We start from the raw sequence: 17914 nt of genomic DNA, 5'->3' as shown, positions 1-17914 counted from the left end.
GTTGGTATGTCATATTTTGACAAACTAAGCTTTCGGTTTGTTATGCTTTAGTCTTATCTATGCGAATTATTACATAGGTATGCCAAAATAGGCTGAATATTTTACAGGTATGTAGGCCAGATATCTATGGTAACGATAGGTTTTTATAGTACTAAAAAAGCGCTATTTTGAACTTAGCGTAAACCCTTTGATTTCTTTATGTTCCTTCTCTAAAAGCACCTCAAATTCTGTTCTCATCATCTGTGTTTCCTCACTTGCTTCAAACTCCATGAGCTTCGCCAATCGTTTATCAAAGCTCTGTTGTTTCTTGTAGTTCTCGTGCTCGGTTGGCATGTAAAGATACTTATTGAGCAGTGGCGGCCTGCGATCTTCATTAATGTAATCGAAGAAGTCGATGTCTTGTTCTGCCATTTTTATCTTTATGCGCTCTACTAAGAACGGCACAGATTTTTCAAAGTCGTCATAAGCAGTCAGGGTAAGTTTCCCGGATGTGATATGAATTTTAATTAGGTCTATTTCTTCATCCAGTTCGCCATACATTTGTAACCCTGCACCAACGTAGACTCGCAGCACTAGTGGTAAGTTGTCGATAAAGTCTCTATGTAGGATCAGTGAATGTCCTTCGTTTAGCAGGCTTGCTGGCAGTTGGCTGTGTGCTTTCTCGCATTGCTGATGAATTAAGTCGGTGTCGGCAATCGCAAACAGTAATTCTGCAGCCAGGTTGATCGCGGTTTTGTAATCATCAAACAAGGCTTTGATGTCGCGCTTTAGCGGCTCTGGTTGCTGCGTATAGGTTTTTCTTTTCTCAAACAGTCCCATAGCAAAGTAGAGGAGAAGATCTTCTTTTCGGCTCTTTTCTGCTTGTTCAAACTCTTTGGTATCAAACATCTCTTGCAGTAAGTTAAAGGTTTTTCTGTGTGAGCCAACCAGCTCTCTTACTTTGTCTGATTGTTCAAATTCATCATTGGCAGGAATACGCCCTAGCTCTAAGCAGGTATTCCAAAAGTCATTAAACAAGTCTTGATGTTGAGTAATAAGCAGTTTGGCTTTGTCTTTGGCTTCAATAGGCTCTGGCGAAGTCAGTTGCTGCCATTTATGGTGGCGTTTGTATTTACTCTGTAGGTACTGTTGCTCTTCCAATTTGTCTTTGAAGATATAGAAGATACCAGGCGCGACGGTAATGGCATCTTCTTGTAGGCTTCTCTCTATGTACGCTTTGATCTCTGATTGCGCATAGTATTTTTGGAAGGTGTTACGAGAGGTGATCACCCCATCCTTATAAGGTTTGAACTGAGCAATGTAGTTTTCGTTGGCCAGCATGACAGAAACCACCAGAAGCTTGTCTGCCAGCTCCCATGCGCCTAGTAGGGCATCGAGTCTTTCATCTTGATCTTCTATTACGTTAAGAACAAAACCTATGTTTACGATATCAGAATTGGATTTGTCGTTGTCGGGTTGAAAGTTCGGATCCCAACCTAGAGCGTCGAGGCCATGTGCTTCGAGCTCTCTTAAATCGTCTCCGCGGCCGCAGCCGTAATCGAAAATTGAGTGTTCGCCTTTTAAGTAACCATGTTTAACGAGAGTCTTCATTGGTGCGGAGAGTTCATGACGCACGATGGCCGTTCTGTGCCTATCAATCCCTGCCTGCTCTTGCGTTGTCACAGAGGAACATCGGAATAGTCGACCATCGACAAGCTCGTAACCATGGCGTGCTATTAGGTTTTCCCAAGAACGTTTAAAACCAATCAAACGGCTGTTCTCATAAAGCCCTGCATTCTCGCCTTCTTGTGTGAGTGAAACGAAGTGCTCGTAATATTCACTCGTAGGCAAAACCATGGTTTCTTTTCTATGTAAGATCGGCGGGTTTTCAGATTCGAGATAACCTGTAATTTTGTGGCTTAGTTTAGAGAGGTCGACATTGAGGCTTTGTTCTAATGCGGGATAGGAATCAGTATAAAAATTAGGGTAGTGAAGAAGAGATAAGCGGAACTCTTTTTTAAACAGTTTAACGAGGTTCCAGTCTTCTTCATCTAAGTTAACGGCTTTTGCTACGGCAGGAATAAACTGTGTTAATACTTTAGGCAATGCGCTGAATGCGTCTTTATGAAGATAAATGGCATCGGGAAGTTGTTTTCCAACTTTTATTTGAGAAGTAAGTTCAGCAAATAGCTCTTCGTTCATTCCTATTCCTTAGGCGTTTTTGAAGATTATAAATCATCAAACAATGCCTGTGTGGCGCTGCCTTTTGCACTTTTTGTGTTTACGCGAAGCCCATCACTTCGGCGTTGTCGGATAAGGGCATATTTTGAATTATCAGCCCCAACGCTAATATGCAGAGGTTTATCTTTGCCATAAAAATAGAGGCGGTCGAATTCTAAATGTGTACAGATAAATCGAGCGACCTCATCCATACGTTGCTCATACCCTTCAACATAAATATCACACGCAGCCCCATTGCGCTTACAGATACGGCTATCCCGGGAGTTGAGTTCCATAGAGGCATGTTGGTCAATATCGGGCGCCATATCCCCAGGGCTATTTTTCAATATCCACCTTAAAAGAGGATGGCTTGTATAACCATAGGTTACCGTTACTTCTCCTAGTGAGCGTTCGATAGGTTGTAAAATTTGAACCGCTAAACACTGGAGCTCAGTGGCAGAAAGTTTATTAACCTTGTTGTCTCCTAAGTAATTAGGGTGTCTAGACTTATGCCAATCAATAAGCTTGTGGTGCATATTCTGTCCTTAGGGTTCTAGGTTGCTACTATATTTAACGAACGACGACAGCAAAATCAATGCAATCTGGAGGCTATGTATGTTGTTTATTCTCGCTTTGCTCTGCATTTTCTTATTAGGATATCTCGCCCAAACCACAGGCCTTTGTATGGTGAGAGGAGTAAAAGAGGCGATTAAAGGATCACCAATGTTCATCGTTGCGATTGTTTTTAGTGGATCGCTGGCTTGGGTATCAATGGGGTTAGGTTCAGTGGTTGAGGGGCGTCAGTTGTCCATAGCTTTTTGGCCGAGTTTGTTCTCACTGTTTGGGGGCTTTCTGTTTGGTATTGGAGCGGCAATTAATAGTGGTTGCGGGGTATCTACCGTAAGCCGTTTAGCTCGCGGCGAAGTGGTTATGTTGGGGACTATATTCGGTTGGTTTGTTGCTTGGTTGGTGTTTGCTCCAGTTTTGCCTTCGGAGTTGAAAGGATCTAGGTTAGTACTGTCCGACTTTTCCAGATACATATTTCTTGGAAGTATCTCGCTCACAATTGTGGTGAGTTGTTACTTTATGAACTCGGTCAATCGTAAGCTGTGGTTTTCAATGCTGGGCATTGGGTTGATGGCCGGTTTCGTATTCTTGTATGAACCGCATTGGACGCCAAGTGGTTTGCTGAAATCTATGGGTACTTCAATTTGGCATGGGAAGACAGAAGACTGGCCGAGTAGTGAGCGTTTTATATTGATGACCTCGCTGTTAGTTGGAATGATCAGTGCTGCACTATTTACAGGATCTTTTTCATTGAGGTTTAGCCCGATACGTCGGTTTGGTAAACATTTAATTGCCGGTGTACTGATGGGGTTTGGAGCCGTAATGGCCGGAGGAGGGAATGACACTCAACTTCTTGTTGCCATGCCGGTGCTCTCTCTAGCGGGTGTTTTTTCTGTGTTGAGTATCATTGTTGGTATATATACCGGAGTTAAGTTGATCCAAAGTCGATAGTTAGCGACAGTACGTAGATTACATGTATACGTAATTTGAGATGACAATGAAATACATCGGAATTGATGGCTGTAAGGCGGGATGGATCGCTTGGATTGTTTCTGATAATCAGGCGCCAGTGTTCAAAGTGGTAAAGGCGCTTGATGAGCTAGCGAGTGATCTTGTCGGTTCGACGGCACTTATCGATATGCCGATTGGTTTTAGTGACGCACAGACTCCAGATAGATTATGCGATAAAGCAGCAAGACGTTTCCTCACCAGCAAGCGTGGATCTTCGGTGTTTCCAGTGCCGTGCCGAGAGGCGGTTTATCAAACCGATTACATTGCGGGGTGTAATGCCAATGTGGAGCAGCTTGGTAAGAAGTTCTCTAAACAGACTTGGGGCATAGTTCCCAAGATCCGCGAGCTTGATGAACTCATTGAATCTCATCCCAATCTTTCTATCAGGGAATCACATCCTGAGGTGGTGTTTGCAGCTTTGAAAGGGGAACCGCTTACCTTTTCTAAGCGGACTCAAGAGGGCAAAGAGGAAAGGCTTTCTATTATTCAGCAACTCATCCCGCAATGCTGTGAAGGCTTGGCGTTGGCCATTTCAAACACCAAGCGTAAAGATGTCGCGATAGATGATATTTATGACGCATTCATATTGATGTTGATTGCGTATCACGCTCCAACATTGTCGTGCTTGCCTGAATTTTCTGATATTGGCGGAAAGGCGGATAAGGATCAGAACGGACGAGTTCGAGAGATTGTCTATTGGGACAAAACGCGCTAACAAAGCGTGCGTTTAGTTTTGTTTAATGTGTTATTTTTCAACCCCTGTTGATTTCCACTCCTATTTTTTGAGTCTCTGATATGAAACGTTTTATTGTTGGTTTGCTGACAACCTTGATCAGTGTGGCGAGTTACGGCCAAGTTGCGCCTGTCTCTCAGTGGCAATGCGACATGATGAAAAAGAACAAGGTATTGAATAGTGGAGCGCCTGTTGGTTGTGAGCGACTATCCAAAGTGGATTTCGATTTCATTAATTTCAACGGGGAAACGCAACAGGGCAATATAATCGTGCTTGATGTTGTTGCACCTTCCGTTGAACGAATCTTTTCAGAGCTCAAACAACGCAATTTTCCTCTTCATTCCGCTCGCCTAATGCGTGAATTTAACGGTGACGATAACGCCTCAATGGACGCGAACAACAGCAGCGCGTTTAATGCTCGGCCTATCACTGGCGGAGGAGGTTGGTCGAAGCATGCTTACGGTGTGGCAATCGACATCAACCCAGTTCAAAACCCTTTCTTAGCGTTCGATAGCAACGGAACCATCACGGTTAAGCCATCACAATCGGCAACCAGCTATGTAAACAGAACGCGCTTTCGTGCTCGTAATGATATTGAGCGCCGAGGCATGGCGGAAGATGTGGTCGAGCTGTTTGCACATCATGGTTTTATGATCTGGGGAGGAGACTGGAATGCCCCAATCGATACTCAGCATTTCGAGGTCGGTTCGAGAAAGTTCGTTAATCAACTGCTCTCTAAACCCAAACCAGAAGCCAAGGTGTTATTTGAGCGATACGTCGAATCTTACCGCCAATGTTTTAATAAAAATAAAGTCGAGGGCGCAGAAAAAGCTCGTGCTATCTGTGCAAAGAAAACAGTCGGGACTTTTTAGTGCTATGTTTATCTAGAACCGTTTGTGTTTTAGCAAGTTAAGCTCGCTTCAAGGGTATTTTGAATCGCTAAGGTCAACGCGCGTCGTTGGCCTTTTTTATATTCGTTTCTCCTATAGAACACCGAGTAATCAAAAGGTTATTGGGTATCCGTTAGTCAATAATTGATGAAGTAATACGGCGCAAAGTCATCGGTTTGTCATTGAAAAAGTCATAGCGTAAACGTTATGTGAGAACCATTGCTGGTGGGGGAACTTATTGCCTTTTCACCAGTATTATTAGTGAACTGATCACAACGGACCAACTAATGAAAAAGATACCTTTGGCTCTAACTCTTTTAAGCACTCTACTTTTTTCACAATATTCTTTGGCTACAGACACTTCACACACCACGCAAAATCCGACTTACGAACTCGATGGTAAGGCGGTATTAGGCCGTACTGAGAATGTGTACCTCTCTAGCGTTCAAGGGCTTAAAGACGTTCCTTTCATTGGCAAAATCGACACTGGTGCTGAAACCACTTCCATGCATGCAGAAGACATTCATGTAAAAAGCACACATGCCGATTACAAGAACCTCAAAGACAAAGAGTTGATGGCGGCATTAACCGAAGATGTGCTGAACAATAGCGGCGTTGATTACGATGATTGGGATGGCAGCACCTTTGCGAAATATGAAGCGGTGGTCTCTTTTAAGGTTCAAAACCCACGATCGGGAGACATGGTATTAATCGAAGCGCCTTTAGAGCGTGTCAGCATGATCCGCAGCCGCACCAGCAGCACGCCTTTGCTTCGCCCGACGATTAAAATGTCGCTTACCATTGCGGATCAAGAATTAAAAACAGACGTTAACCTTACCGACAGAAGCCACTTCTCTGCGCCTGTGCTGATTGGTAAAACCTTCCTTGCGGATAACGCTTTAGTGTTTGCGGGTTATGACTACTTGCAAGAGCAAGAAAATGCGACGGTTGTTGGCCGTAAAGAGGTGGTGTCTATCTCTGGAATGGCGATGAATGCGACCTTCTCTTTAAAGAACCGCTACAGCATTTTGCATGCAAAAGACATCGACATAGACAAAAAGAACAAACAAGTGACGTTTGATATGTTCGACAACGACGGCAAACAAAAAGAGATGACATTGCCATTAGTTCGTATGTTAAGCGTGAGTGGTAAGAAGAGACCTTTAGTCTATGTGCCTGTTCAACTCGATGAAAACACAACTAAAGACGTTTTGGTGTACCTACGTGAGCGCTCGAGTAATGAGTCGCAGTTGAGATTTGGTACCAGTACCGCCAGCGAACTTTTCATGATTGACACCAGTGCGGAGAATATTTTATCAGAAGGTTCAGAGAGCTTTAGTGATGTGGCTGAGTCTGGTGAGCCTATGATTATCTCGCCGGAAGAGGACATCACCCTAGATGACTTCCCGCTTAAGGCTGTGGCTTCTTTCACTGTCAATACGCCTTTGCTGAAGGTCGACAGTTTTGAAATGTCAGGTAAAGGCAAAGAGGCTTCTGTTGAATTTTATCTTACGGATGTAAATGGTGAGAAGCAGAAGGTAACAAAGCCAATTATTAAGAAGCTTAAAGTCGGTGATGATACTCGTCCGGTTGTAAGTGGTGAGTTTGCGGTCTCTGGAAACGTTCGTACGCAAGAGTTTGCCATCGACGTGCTCAACACAAATGAGAAAGAAGCGTACTTTATTTTAGGTAAGAAGATGGCAAAAGAAGGCGTTTACGTTAATACGCGTTCTGACTACCTTCTGAAAGCTGAGCCACTGTTTAAAGTTGGGCACATCGAAGTTGTTGAAGTGAATGGTATGAAGTTCCCGGCCAAGCTAGATACTGGCGCGGATGTAAGTTCAATGAACGCAGTTAATATCAAACGATTCAAGAAAGATGGCCAAGACATGGTGAGTTTTACCTATCAAAACAACCAAGGCGATAAGCAAGATTTCACTAAGCCAGTGATTGATGTGATGCGCATTAAAGCTAAAAAAGGCGAGAAGGTGAACATTCGCCCTGTAGTAGAAATGAAGGTTAAGTTGGGTGACCTAGAAAAAGAGGTGAGGGTAAACCTTCAAGACCGTTCGCGCTTCGAATACAGCATGATTCTAGGTAAGAACTTCTTAAAGCACGGCGCAGTAGTGAGTAGCGATGAAGATTATGTGCTGGGTGATATGGAGTAACACCTAAACTTATCTAAGTTCGTATCAGAACAGTTCTAAACGGCCACACATTTCAGCAATAGGATGTGTGGCTTTTTGTTGATTGTCTGTTTTTTGATATTGATGCGCTGGTGGTTAAGTGTTTGTTATAAATGAATTTACCCACTAATTCATAAGATGCAGACAAACAAAAAGGGCCAACTCTTTCGAGTTGGCCCTTTCCAAACGTTTGGTGGAGCTGGCGGGAGTTGAACCCGCGTCCAAAAATCATTCATCATTGGTACTACATGCTTAGTCGATCTTTAATTTCACCAGCAACCTGCGAACCGACACGCTAGTTAAAGGCTAACCTGAATTATAATTCGCGCTTTTCCTCTCAGGTGGGAGAAGCCACGCTAGCTAGTTTGGGTTTGATCTCTTATTGGTCCCCGTCTTACGAGCGGAAGCTAGGGTAAGAGAGCTCTGAGCAGGTTATTAAGCTGCTAGTGCGTAGTTTTCGTCGTTTGCGACTATTTTTTTGCGGCTTTTAACGTGGCCAACCGCCCCACGGCATGCACCTCAGACTTCAAAATTCCTGTCGAATCCTAAATCAGCCCCAAGTGTTATTTGCATAGTACCAGAAAAGCTTACCCTGTCTAGCACTGTGCGTTTAAGTGCTTAAAATTAACGCAAATTACTCTTCATAATTCGTGCTTTATCTCTCGCCCAATCTTTTTCTTTCATATCAGTACGTTTATCGTGCAGCTTTTTACCTTTCGCTACGCCAACTTTAATCTTCGCCCAAGAGCGAGACCAGTAAAGTGCGGTTGCGACAAGTGTCATGCCTTCACGGTTAATACGACCGATAAGGTTGTCGAGCTCTTTTCTCGACATAAGGAGTTTACGGATACGTGTTGGGTTCGCCACGATATGAGTACTCGCTTGAGTAAGCGGAGTAATCGTCATACCACTGATGAATGCTTCGCCATCTCGGATGTAAACGTAGCTTTCTGCGATATTGGTTTTGCCTTCACGTAGGGATTTTACTTCCCAGCCTTGTAGCTCAAGCCCCGCTTCTATCTCATCATCGATGAAATATTCGTGGCGAGCTTTCTTATTAAGCGCAATGGTATTGCTACCGGCTTTTGATTTTGATTTATTCTTTGCCATAATGGCCTCATTATACGGATTGCACCCTAGTTGGGGAATCCTTTTTATTTGCGCTCTGGCCCAATACAATTAAAATTGCAGTTTGTGTTAATGTAACGCTGTCTTTAACAGGAGTCTATATGCCAAAGGTTACTCGTTCAGCATTAGTGTCGTTTAGTGCCGACCAGATGTTCAGCTTGGTCAATGATGTTGCTCGTTATCACGAGTTTTTGCCAGGGTGTTCTGGTTCACGTGTGATCGAATCTTCAGATTCAACTATGGTAGCTTCGGTTGATGTCTCTAAAGCGGGTATCAGCAAAACATTTACCACATCGAATCGCTTAGCGGATGGTGCTGAGATTTTGATGGAGTTGGTGGACGGCCCGTTCAAAAAGCTGCAGGGTGGTTGGTACTTTACTCCGCTCGACGAGCAAGCTTGTAAGGTTGAACTTAAGCTAGAGTTTGAGTTCTCTAGCCGAATGATTGAAATGGCATTTGGTAAGATTTTCAATGAGCTGACGAGCAATATGGTCAGTGCTTTTACTCAACGCGCGAAACAGGTCTACTAAGCCATGACTATTGAATCGGATATGATCCACGTAGAGGTTGTCTTTGCACTTCCTCAAGAACAGCGTGTGTTTACTTTGGTAGTGAACAAGCACGCGACCGTTGAAGAGATCATTGCGCAGTCTGGCGTTTTGGAATTGTACCCAGAGATCGACTTAGCGAAAAATAAGGTTGGTGTATTCAGCCGCAACGTTAAGCTAGATGCGACGGTTCGTGATAAAGACCGTATCGAAATCTACCGTGCATTGTTGGCCGATCCAAAAGAGATTCGTCGTAAGCGTGCTGAACAAGCGAAAGCGGCCGCAGCTAAATCGTAACGCAAAACAAATTTAACTAAGAAGAGAGCTCGCTATATTGGCGAGCTTTTTTGTGGCTGTTAGTTAGACACAGCAGCTAATTTGTAGCAGATATTAAAAAACCTGCTCATGAGCAGGCTTTGACGATTCTTGCTTGAGAGCTTTGTTGGCTGAAAGCTAGCGAAGGCTTTCGAAGAACTCATCACTGGCTTCAAAATCACCATTGATCGTTACTAGAGTGCCTGTAGCATCAAAGTTCACGACAAGGTTTTTCTGAATAGGGTCGTTGTGACCTTTTTGATGGTGGTAAATGTAATACCACGTATCTGGGTAGCCATTTTCGATAAGCATAGGTGAGCCCATAACGTAACGAACTTGTGTTTTTGTCATGCCAAACTTGAGCTGGTCGACAGCTTCTTGTTCAACATAGTTACCCTGATTGATGTCAATTCGATAAACCAACTTCTCTAATAGAGAGCAACCGGTCAACATTGTTAGTGCAAGTGGAACTGCAACTAACCACTTTTTAATTCGCATAGTTTGAGATCTTTCTTCGCTAAAATACTGCCTGATAATAAACAAGCTCCAGCAAGAAGTAAAAAGCTCCTTGCGCTTTGAGCTTGTTATGACTGGCAATTTTGAATTAAGTTGCAAAATTGCCAAGATTTTTCGGTAAATTATCAGAAAGTTGCTGAATATGTAACCTAAGCTGCGATTAATAACTCTTTTGCGTTGGCAAGCGTCGATTCGGTAATTTGGCTACCACCAAGCAGTCGAGCAAGCTCTGAAATGCGCTGTTGTTGATCCAAGGTGTGCATTTGGGTCTCTGTCTTACCCGATTTAGTGTTCTTAGCTACGAACAGTTGTTGGTGCCCGCAACCTGCCACTTGAGGTAAGTGCGTCACACACATCACCTGCGTAGATTCGCCCAGCTTACGTAGCATTTTTCCGACAACAGCCGCTGTTGGACCACTGATACCCACATCGACTTCATCGAAAATCAGGCTTGGTGTGTCTACTTTTTGCGCTGTGATTACCTGAATCGCGAGTGAGATACGCGACAGCTCACCACCAGACGCTACTTTAGCAATGGGCTGCATTGGTTGACCTGGGTTCGTCGACACAATGAAGGTCACGTTGTCCATGCCCAATGGCGACGGGTGGGTGTTGGTGTTGTTCACTTCAATGGCAAACTGTGCTTTTTCCATGCTCAGTTCGTGCATGCTTTGCGTGATCAGTTTGTTTAGTTCTTTTGCGTAACGAGTTCGAGATTTATGAAGCTTCTCTGATTTAGCAACGAACGATTGGTATTGGTTTTCTACCTCGTTTGCCAATTCTTCCAACTTTTCATCAGAGCAATCAAGCGCTTCAACTTGTTGTAGTAAGTCTTGATGATGCTTATAAAGCTCTTCAGGCAACACGTGGTGTTTACGAGATATCGACATCACTTTTGAGAAACGTTCTTCAACATAAGCCATACGACCGGGATCGACATCAATGCTGTCTAGGTATGTTCTTAACTCGTTGTTGGTTTCTTCAATCTGAATAATCGCTTCAGAGAGTAAATTCGGTAATTCAGCCAACTTTTCATCGAGCTCAGCTAACTGAATTAAGGAGTTATTGGCCGATTGCAGAATACCAAGCGCATTAACTTCTTCGCCTTCATAAATAAGCTCGATAGCTTGCTGGCAGGTTGTGGCCAGTTCTCCGCTATTGGAGAGGCGCTTATGCTCTTGTTCGAGGTCTTCATATTCTTCCTCCCCAATAGATAGCTCATTTAACTCTTTGATTTGGTATTCAAGAAGTTGTTTTTGAGCTTGGTTTTGCTGGCTATTTTCACGTAACTCTTTTAAGTGATTATCCGCTTGTCGCCATGCTTGGTAAGCGTTACGTGTCGACTTCAATAGGTTCAAGTGGCCTGCGTATTGATCAAGCATGGCCATTTGGTAGTCGCTCTTCATTAACTGATGATGAGCATGTTGACCATGAATGTTGATCAGCAGTTGGCCAAGTGATTTCAATTGCGAAAGAGGAACCGGGCTGCCGTTGATGAATGCGCGAGAGCGACCTTCTTTAGAGATAGTTCTGCGTAAGATGCACTCGCTGCCATCAAGTAGTTCGTTGTCTTCTAACCAGCGGGTAGCGTGCAGATTGTTCTCAAGTAAAAAAGCGGCACTGACTTCGGTTTTTTCTTCACCCTGTCTAACCATTCCTGCATCTGATCGTCCTCCAAGACATAAGCCTAAAGCGTCGATAGCGATAGATTTACCTGCACCAGTTTCCCCGGTGATTGTTGTCATGCCTTTAGAGAGTTCTAGCTGTAAAGACTTAACAATAGCGAAATTATTAACACTTAAATGAGCCAGCATTTTTATTTACCTGTATAACTGAACAATACTGTATATAAGCTCAGTATATACTGTTTCTTTATACAGTAAAGTCGACAGGTGAAAATTTTTTGCGATAGCTCTCAGAATTGAACTTGTCTGTAGATCACTGAAAGCAATATAGATTCCCAACTCAGTCGTTCCTCCCTCTTGGGAATGACTGTGTGATGGGTTGGCATGAAGATATAGATGGTGGGCTTTTAATCGGCAATAAAAAAGGCTGACGAATGTCGTCAGCCTTTCAAAATTATTCACTATTTACTTAGAACAGCTTACTCGACCAGCCTAGCTTGTTACGTAGGACATGGTAGTAATTGTAGTCTTTAGGGTGGATCAACTTGAGCACATTTGGGCTTTGGTAAATGTGAATCTCATCGCCAGGAGAAACAGGCAGCGAGATTTGACCATCACAGCTCACTTCCTGAGTTCCGCGGTTATCAGGCGATACGATAAGCTTGATACGACGCTTGCCATCCACCACAAGTGGGCGACTTGAAAGGGTGTGCGGGAACATTGGTACTAGTGAGATAGCATTTAGGCTTGATGACAGGATAGGGCCGCCGCCAGAAAGCGAGTAGGCGGTAGAACCTGTCGGTGTTGAGACGATCAAGCCATCAGAACGCTGTGAGAAGGCGAAGCTGTCATCGATATATACTTCGAACTCGATCATGTGAGCAACTTGGCCGGGGTGAAGTACCGCTTCGTTGAGTGCCGCATTATGGCTTTTTATTTGGCCGTGACGGTGAATTTCTGTTTCAAGCAGGAAGCGTTCTTCTTCCATGAACTCGCCTTTGAGAACATCAGTAAGCGCACTCTGGAAATTTTCAGGGTTGAGGTCGGTAAGGAAGCCAAGATTACCTCGGTTAACCCCAATCACTGAAATGTCGAAACGTGACAAGATTCTAGCGGCACCGAGCATATTTCCGTCGCCACCGACCACAATGGCGAGATCGGCGCGCTTACCTAATTCAATCAGGCTAGAAAAATGTTCTTTTGGGATGTCGTCTAAAATAGTGGCGAGTCTGTCATCAACAAACACTTGATAACCCTCAGCACTTAACCACTGATAGAGCTCTCTATGAGTCTGAATTGCTTGCTGATCTCGAGGTTTACCGATAATGGCGATGACTTCAAATGGCTTTTTCATAACGTTTCCAAACGAATTAGGCTTGAATCAAAATTCTTCATCCCCATAATAAAGGCAAGTTGAACGTCTATGCGAGTGTTTTATATCAATTTGGGGCGCAAACACGCCTGTCACTTGCATTGAAAACGAATTCTGGAGATATCATGAGCAACGAAGAAAACAAAGTAACCGAAGAAGAGCTAGATCAGATCATCGCTGAAGCTGAGAAAGTTGAAGAAGCTGAGCTGAATGAAGACGCTGCTGATGAGCAGGAAGCAAAAATCGCTCAACTGGAAGCTGCACTGCTTTCTAGCGAATCTAAAGTGAAAGAGCAGCAAGATTCTGTTCTTCGCGCTAAAGCTGAAGTTGAAAACATGCGTCGCCGTAGCGAACAAGAAATTGATAAAGCGCGTAAATTCGCTTTGAACAAGTTTGCTGAAGGTCTGCTTCCTGTAATCGACAACCTAGAGCGTGCAATGCAAGCGGCAGACGCTGAAAACGAAGTGGTTAAGCCACTGTTTGAAGGTGTTGAACTAACGCACAAGACGTTCGTAGACACAGTTGCTAAGTTTGGTCTTAAAGAGATCAACCCTGAAGGTGAAGCGTTCAACCCTGAATTCCACCAAGCAATGTCTATCCAAGAAAGCCCAGACCACGAATCAAACACGGTTATGTTTGTAATGCAAAAAGGCTATGAACTAAACGGCCGTGTGGTTCGCCCAGCGATGGTTATGGTTGCTAAGTAATTACTTATTACGTTGCCAGCTGATTGATTAGCGCATTGACTGAGTAAGTCGTGGCGGCAAAATAAATCACTGGTTTACGTGAAGTGAAAAGAGAGGCATATGCCTCTCTTTTTTTATGTCTATAGCTTGAGAGTCCACGTAAATAAGCATCAAAACCGTATTGAGAATGTCGTTCTTTTTATTTCATTTAGATCAGCGATTTAGAGTTTTGTGTTATGAAACTTGTTGTGAATGAGTAAATGTTTTGATGTCACATTTGTGATGTTTTTGTAAATAAACACTTTTAATTGTTATCTTTGTATGTAAAATCCACTGCCATATAGCGATTTTGATCGCATATATAACTATAAAAGTACAAATTTCAAACACAACAAACTGGAGAAGAACGATGGATAAATCGCTCTCAAGTAAAATTTTTGTAGGCTTGTTTGCTGGTCTACTTATTGGTACTGCTATTCAGTACCTATTCAGCGGTATTGCTATTTTTGATACGTATCTACTTGGTGCTGCAGAAGGTGCTGGTGGTATGTTCGTATCACTTATCAAGTTACTTGTAGTTCCTCTTGTATACGTATCTATTGTTTGCGGTATTGTTGAGCTAAAAGATATTCGTTCATTTGGTCGTCTTGGTGGTAAAACCTTTGGTCTTTACATTATTAACACCATCATCGCGATCTCAGCAGCGCTAACGATTGGTCTTATTTTCCAACCAGGTGCAGGTGCGAATCTAGCGGGTACGGTTTCTGAGACAATTGCGCTTACAACAACTGAAACACCAGACATCTTCTCTCTTGTTGTTAACATCGTTCCTAGCAACCCTGTAGAAGCGTTCGCAAGCGGCGACATGCTGCAAATCATCTTCATGGCAATTTTGACAGGTCTTGCTATTCAAGCGCTTGATTCTCGTGGTGGCCCAGCTATCAAGACATTCAAGATGGCTAACGAAATCATGATGAAGCTTATCGGCCTAGTAATGAGCTTGGCGCCTTACGGTGTATTTGCTCTGATGATTCAACTGGGCGCAACACTGGATGCAGACACGCTAATGTCAGTTGCTGGCTATGTGGCGCTTGTGGTTGCAATGCTAGTGTTCTGGATTTTCTTCTTCTACCCAATGATGGTTGGTTCATTCACTGGTATTTCTCCAAAGCAGTTCCTACGTGCAACGCGTGAGCAAGTTCTATTCTCACTATCTACAGCAAGTTCGAATGCAACAATCCCAGTAACTATGCGTACTCTTACTGACAAACTAAACGTATCTAAGTCAGTAGCAGGTTTCGGTGTACCACTAGGTGCAACAATGAACATGTCTGGTGTATCTATCTACATCGCACTAGCGACTATGTTCGTAGCAAACGCATTTGGTCAGCCAATCAACACTGCTGATATCTTCACTCTAGGTCTAACTATCCTGCTTCTTTCTATCGGTGCTGGTGGTGTTCCAGGTGGCGGTGTAGTAATGGTAGGTGTTCTATTGCACCAACTAGGTCTACCACCAGAAGGTCTAGCGATTGTTGCTGCTGTTGACCGTATCTGTGACATGTTCTGTACTTCTTCAAACGTAGTAGGTGATACAGCGGTGAACACTATCGTTGCTAAATCTGAAAACGAAATTGGCGTTGAAGCTAATGAAGAAGCTGAGCTACAGGAAGCAGAAGCTTAATTCAGAGACTCTTTCCGCTATAGATTTAATCTGAGCTGAAACCCTGAGTAGATAAACGGAGCCCAAGTGGCTCCGTTTTTTATTGGGTGAGAAGGTCACTTTATCTACTTTTACTCAACAAACGATAGTGCGGCCTTAATTGTTGTGTGAGGGAGCCTCTTTGAGAGTCCGTTTACAGAAACAAGACTTTGCTACAAGAAAGGATAGTCGAGGGTGAATAAACCCAGTTATGGGACTTATGTAGGCGGTAATGATATGTATTCGTGCCTAATCATTCCTTTTATTAAAATAAATGTAAAAAAATCCATTTTCACCCTTGAAAAGGCTTCGTGAGCCCTTATCTATGGTGCATACGAAAGCAAATTACATTTGCACTTAAATTTTGTGTATTAGGGTTGAATCCCTGATTACCGCCCCCCACATATGTGGGTATAGCAAAAAACTAATATAGATTATATTTCGGAGATAGCCTGATGGGTCGAATCATTGGTATTGATTTAGGTACTACTAACTCTTGTGTTGCTGTTTTAGACGGCGACAAACCACGCGTACTAGAAAATGCTGAAGGCGAACGCACAACAGCATCGGTAATCGCATACACTGACGGCGAGACGCTAGTTGGTCAACCTGCGAAACGTCAAGCAGTTACTAACCCTCAAAACACGCTATACGCAATTAAGCGTCTAATCGGTCGTCGTTTTGAAGATGAAGAAGTTCAACGCGATATCGAAATCATGCCTTTTAACATTGTTAAAGCTGATAACGGTGATGCATGGGTTGAAGCGCAAGGCCAAAAAATGGCTGCTCCTCAAGTATCTGCTGAAGTTCTTAAGAAAATGAAGAAAACAGCTGAAGACTTCCTAGGCGAAGAAGTAACTGGCGCAGTTGTTACTGTTCCTGCTTACTTCAACGATGCTCAACGTCAAGCAACTAAAGATGCTGGCCGTATCGCTGGTCTAGATGTTAAACGTATCATCAACGAACCAACTGCTGCTGCTCTAGCTTACGGCCTAGACAAGCAAGGTGGTGACCGCACTATCGCTGTATACGACCTTGGTGGTGGTACATTCGATATCTCTATCATCGAAATCGATGAAGTAGAAGGCGAGAAAACTTTCGAAGTTCTTTCAACTAACGGTGACACTCACCTTGGTGGTGAAGATTTCGATAACCGCATGATCAACTACCTAGTAGATGAGTTCAAGAAAGAGCAAGGTATCGACCTTAAAGCTGATCCACTAGCAATGCAGCGTGTTAAAGAAGCAGCAGAAAAAGCGAAAATCGAGCTTTCTTCTACTACTCAAACTGACGTAAACCTACCTTACGTTACTGCTGATGCGACTGGTCCTAAGCACATGAACATCAAAGTGACTCGTGCGAAGCTTGAGTCTCTAGTTGAAGACCTAGTTCAACGTTCTCTTGAGCCACTAAAAGTAGCTCTAGCAGATGCTGACCTATCTGTAGGCGAAATCACTGACGTTATCCTAGTTGGTGGTCAAACTCGTATGCCTATGGTTCAAGCTAAAGTAACTGAATTCTTCGGTAAAGAGCCACGTAAAGACGTGAACCCTGACGAAGCTGTTGCAATGGGTGCTGCTGTTCAAGGTGGTGTACTAGCTGGTGACGTTAAAGACGTTCTACTACTAGACGTTACTCCTCTATCTTTCGGTATCGAAACGATGGGCGGCGTGATGACTAAGCTTATCGAGAAAAACACAACTATCCCTACTAAAGCGGATCAAGTGTTCTCTACAGCTGAAGACAACCAAAACGCAGTAACTATCCACGTTCTTCAAGGTGAGCGTAAGCAAGCGACTTACAACAAGTCTCTTGGTCAGTTCAACCTAGAAGGTATCCAACCAGCACCACGTGGCATGCCACAAATCGAAGTAACATTCGACCTAGATGCTGATGGTATCCTGAACGTATCTGCTAAAGATAAAGCAACAGGTAAAGAGCAGAAGATCACTATCCAAGCATCAGGCGGCCTGTCTGAGGAAGAGATCGAAGCAATGGTACAAGAAGCAGAAGCTAACAAAGAAGCGGACAAAAAGTTCGAAGAGCTAGTAACTGCACGTAACCAAGCTGACCAAATGATTCACGGCACTAAGAAGCAAGTAGAAGAAGCTGGTGAAGCTCTACCTGCAGACGAGAAAGCTAAAATCGAAGCAGCTATCACGGCACTAGAAGAAGTTAAGTCTGGTAACGACAAAGAAGCTATCGACGCTAAAGTTCAAGAACTTATGCAAGCAGCTCAGAAGCTAATGGAAATTGCTCAACAGAAAGCTCAAGCTGAACAAGCTGGTGCTGACGCTGGTGAACAACCTAAGCAAGACGACGATGTGGTAGACGCAGAGTTTGAAGAAGTTAAAGACGACAAAAAATAATTTCGTCGCAGAGTAGCCTGATTTCGTTGTCGGAAGTGCTCACCTACTAGCGTAGGCTCCGCGCTTC

Annotated in this window: 15 protein-coding genes and 1 other RNA gene; 9 read left to right on the top strand and 7 right to left on the bottom strand. The window is 43.6% G+C overall.

Going from position 1 to position 17914, the window contains the following annotated elements:
• Positions 1–162 precede the first annotated feature (162 nt).
• Together L4C44_RS18375 and L4C44_RS18370 are read right to left on the bottom strand one after the other, a co-directional pair.
• The gene (locus L4C44_RS18375) at positions 163–2181 is read right to left on the bottom strand and encodes a DNA phosphorothioation-associated putative methyltransferase (RefSeq protein WP_428805536.1); all 2019 of its coding nucleotides are present in this window, start codon (positions 2179–2181) and stop codon (positions 163–165) included.
• A gap of 26 nt (positions 2182–2207) precedes the next feature.
• The gene (locus tag L4C44_RS18370) at positions 2208–2735 is read right to left on the bottom strand and encodes a hypothetical protein (protein ID WP_428805535.1); all 528 of its coding nucleotides are present in this window, start codon (positions 2733–2735) and stop codon (positions 2208–2210) included.
• 187 nt (positions 2736–2922) lie between these two features.
• Between L4C44_RS18370 and L4C44_RS18365 the strand changes: the two genes are divergently transcribed.
• From L4C44_RS18365 to L4C44_RS18350, 4 genes are all read left to right on the top strand, one after another.
• Positions 2923–3717: a YeeE/YedE thiosulfate transporter family protein gene (locus L4C44_RS18365; RefSeq protein ID WP_428805568.1), complete on the top strand. Its 795-nt coding sequence runs from the start codon at positions 2923–2925 to the stop codon at positions 3715–3717.
• 46 nt (positions 3718–3763) lie between these two features.
• The gene (locus L4C44_RS18360) at positions 3764–4492 is read left to right on the top strand and encodes a DUF429 domain-containing protein (protein ID WP_428805534.1); all 729 of its coding nucleotides are present in this window, start codon (positions 3764–3766) and stop codon (positions 4490–4492) included.
• A gap of 80 nt (positions 4493–4572) precedes the next feature.
• Positions 4573–5382: a M15 family metallopeptidase gene (locus L4C44_RS18355; RefSeq protein WP_428805533.1), complete on the top strand. Its 810-nt coding sequence runs from the start codon at positions 4573–4575 to the stop codon at positions 5380–5382.
• A gap of 305 nt (positions 5383–5687) precedes the next feature.
• On the top strand, positions 5688–7568 hold the full coding sequence (locus tag L4C44_RS18350) for an ATP-dependent zinc protease family protein (protein WP_428805532.1): 1881 nt from the start codon (positions 5688–5690) through the stop codon (positions 7566–7568).
• 209 nt (positions 7569–7777) lie between these two features.
• Here L4C44_RS18350 and ssrA read toward each other — a convergent pair.
• Both ssrA and smpB read right to left on the bottom strand, forming a co-directional pair.
• Positions 7778–8144: a transfer-messenger RNA gene (ssrA, locus tag L4C44_RS18345) on the bottom strand.
• Positions 8145–8210: 66 nt separating this feature from the next.
• The gene (gene smpB, locus L4C44_RS18340) at positions 8211–8696 is read right to left on the bottom strand and encodes an SsrA-binding protein SmpB (protein ID WP_004735156.1); all 486 of its coding nucleotides are present in this window, start codon (positions 8694–8696) and stop codon (positions 8211–8213) included.
• Positions 8697–8815: 119 nt separating this feature from the next.
• Between smpB and L4C44_RS18335 the strand changes: the two genes are divergently transcribed.
• Together L4C44_RS18335 and L4C44_RS18330 are read left to right on the top strand one after the other, a co-directional pair.
• Entirely contained in the window at positions 8816–9244 is a 429-nt protein-coding gene (locus L4C44_RS18335; RefSeq protein ID WP_017106599.1) for an SRPBCC family protein, read from the top strand.
• Positions 9245–9247: 3 nt separating this feature from the next.
• Complete coding sequence (locus L4C44_RS18330; RefSeq protein WP_146491359.1) at positions 9248–9559, top strand: RnfH family protein; 312 nt, start codon at positions 9248–9250, stop codon at positions 9557–9559.
• A 156-nt stretch (positions 9560–9715) separates the two neighbouring features.
• On the opposite strand, the gene bamE is transcribed toward L4C44_RS18330, so the two are convergent.
• The 3 genes from bamE to nadK all read right to left on the bottom strand — a co-directional run bounded on the left by bamE (position 9716) and on the right by nadK (position 13072).
• A complete protein-coding gene (gene bamE, locus L4C44_RS18325; protein WP_009848326.1) occupies positions 9716–10075 on the bottom strand; it encodes an outer membrane protein assembly factor BamE in 360 nt (119 codons plus the stop codon).
• 167 nt (positions 10076–10242) lie between these two features.
• Positions 10243–11907 carry a DNA repair protein RecN gene (recN, locus tag L4C44_RS18320; protein WP_428805531.1) on the bottom strand — a complete coding sequence of 555 codons (1665 nt, stop codon included), beginning with the start codon at positions 11905–11907 and terminating at the stop codon, positions 10243–10245.
• A gap of 280 nt (positions 11908–12187) precedes the next feature.
• Positions 12188–13072, bottom strand: coding sequence for an NAD(+) kinase (nadK, locus tag L4C44_RS18315; protein ID WP_017066747.1), 885 nt, complete (start codon positions 13070–13072; stop codon positions 12188–12190).
• Positions 13073–13215: 143 nt separating this feature from the next.
• On the opposite strand from nadK, the gene grpE reads away from it, so the two are divergent.
• The 3 genes from grpE to dnaK all read left to right on the top strand — a co-directional run bounded on the left by grpE (position 13216) and on the right by dnaK (position 17847).
• Positions 13216–13797, top strand: a complete 582-nt coding sequence (gene grpE, locus L4C44_RS18310) for a nucleotide exchange factor GrpE (RefSeq protein ID WP_019823922.1) — start codon at positions 13216–13218, stop codon at positions 13795–13797.
• A 388-nt stretch (positions 13798–14185) separates the two neighbouring features.
• Positions 14186–15460, top strand: coding sequence for a dicarboxylate/amino acid:cation symporter (locus L4C44_RS18305; protein WP_428805530.1), 1275 nt, complete (start codon positions 14186–14188; stop codon positions 15458–15460).
• A 473-nt stretch (positions 15461–15933) separates the two neighbouring features.
• Positions 15934–17847, top strand: coding sequence for a molecular chaperone DnaK (gene dnaK, locus L4C44_RS18300; protein WP_019823919.1), 1914 nt, complete (start codon positions 15934–15936; stop codon positions 17845–17847).
• Positions 17848–17914 lie beyond the last annotated feature (67 nt).

The organism is Vibrio satsumensis, assembly GCF_050337435.1.
Taxonomy (GTDB): domain Bacteria; phylum Pseudomonadota; class Gammaproteobacteria; order Enterobacterales; family Vibrionaceae; genus Vibrio; species Vibrio satsumensis.
The sequence above is the reverse complement of the archived record's forward strand: the minus strand, read 5'-3'. Positions and strand labels throughout refer to the sequence as shown.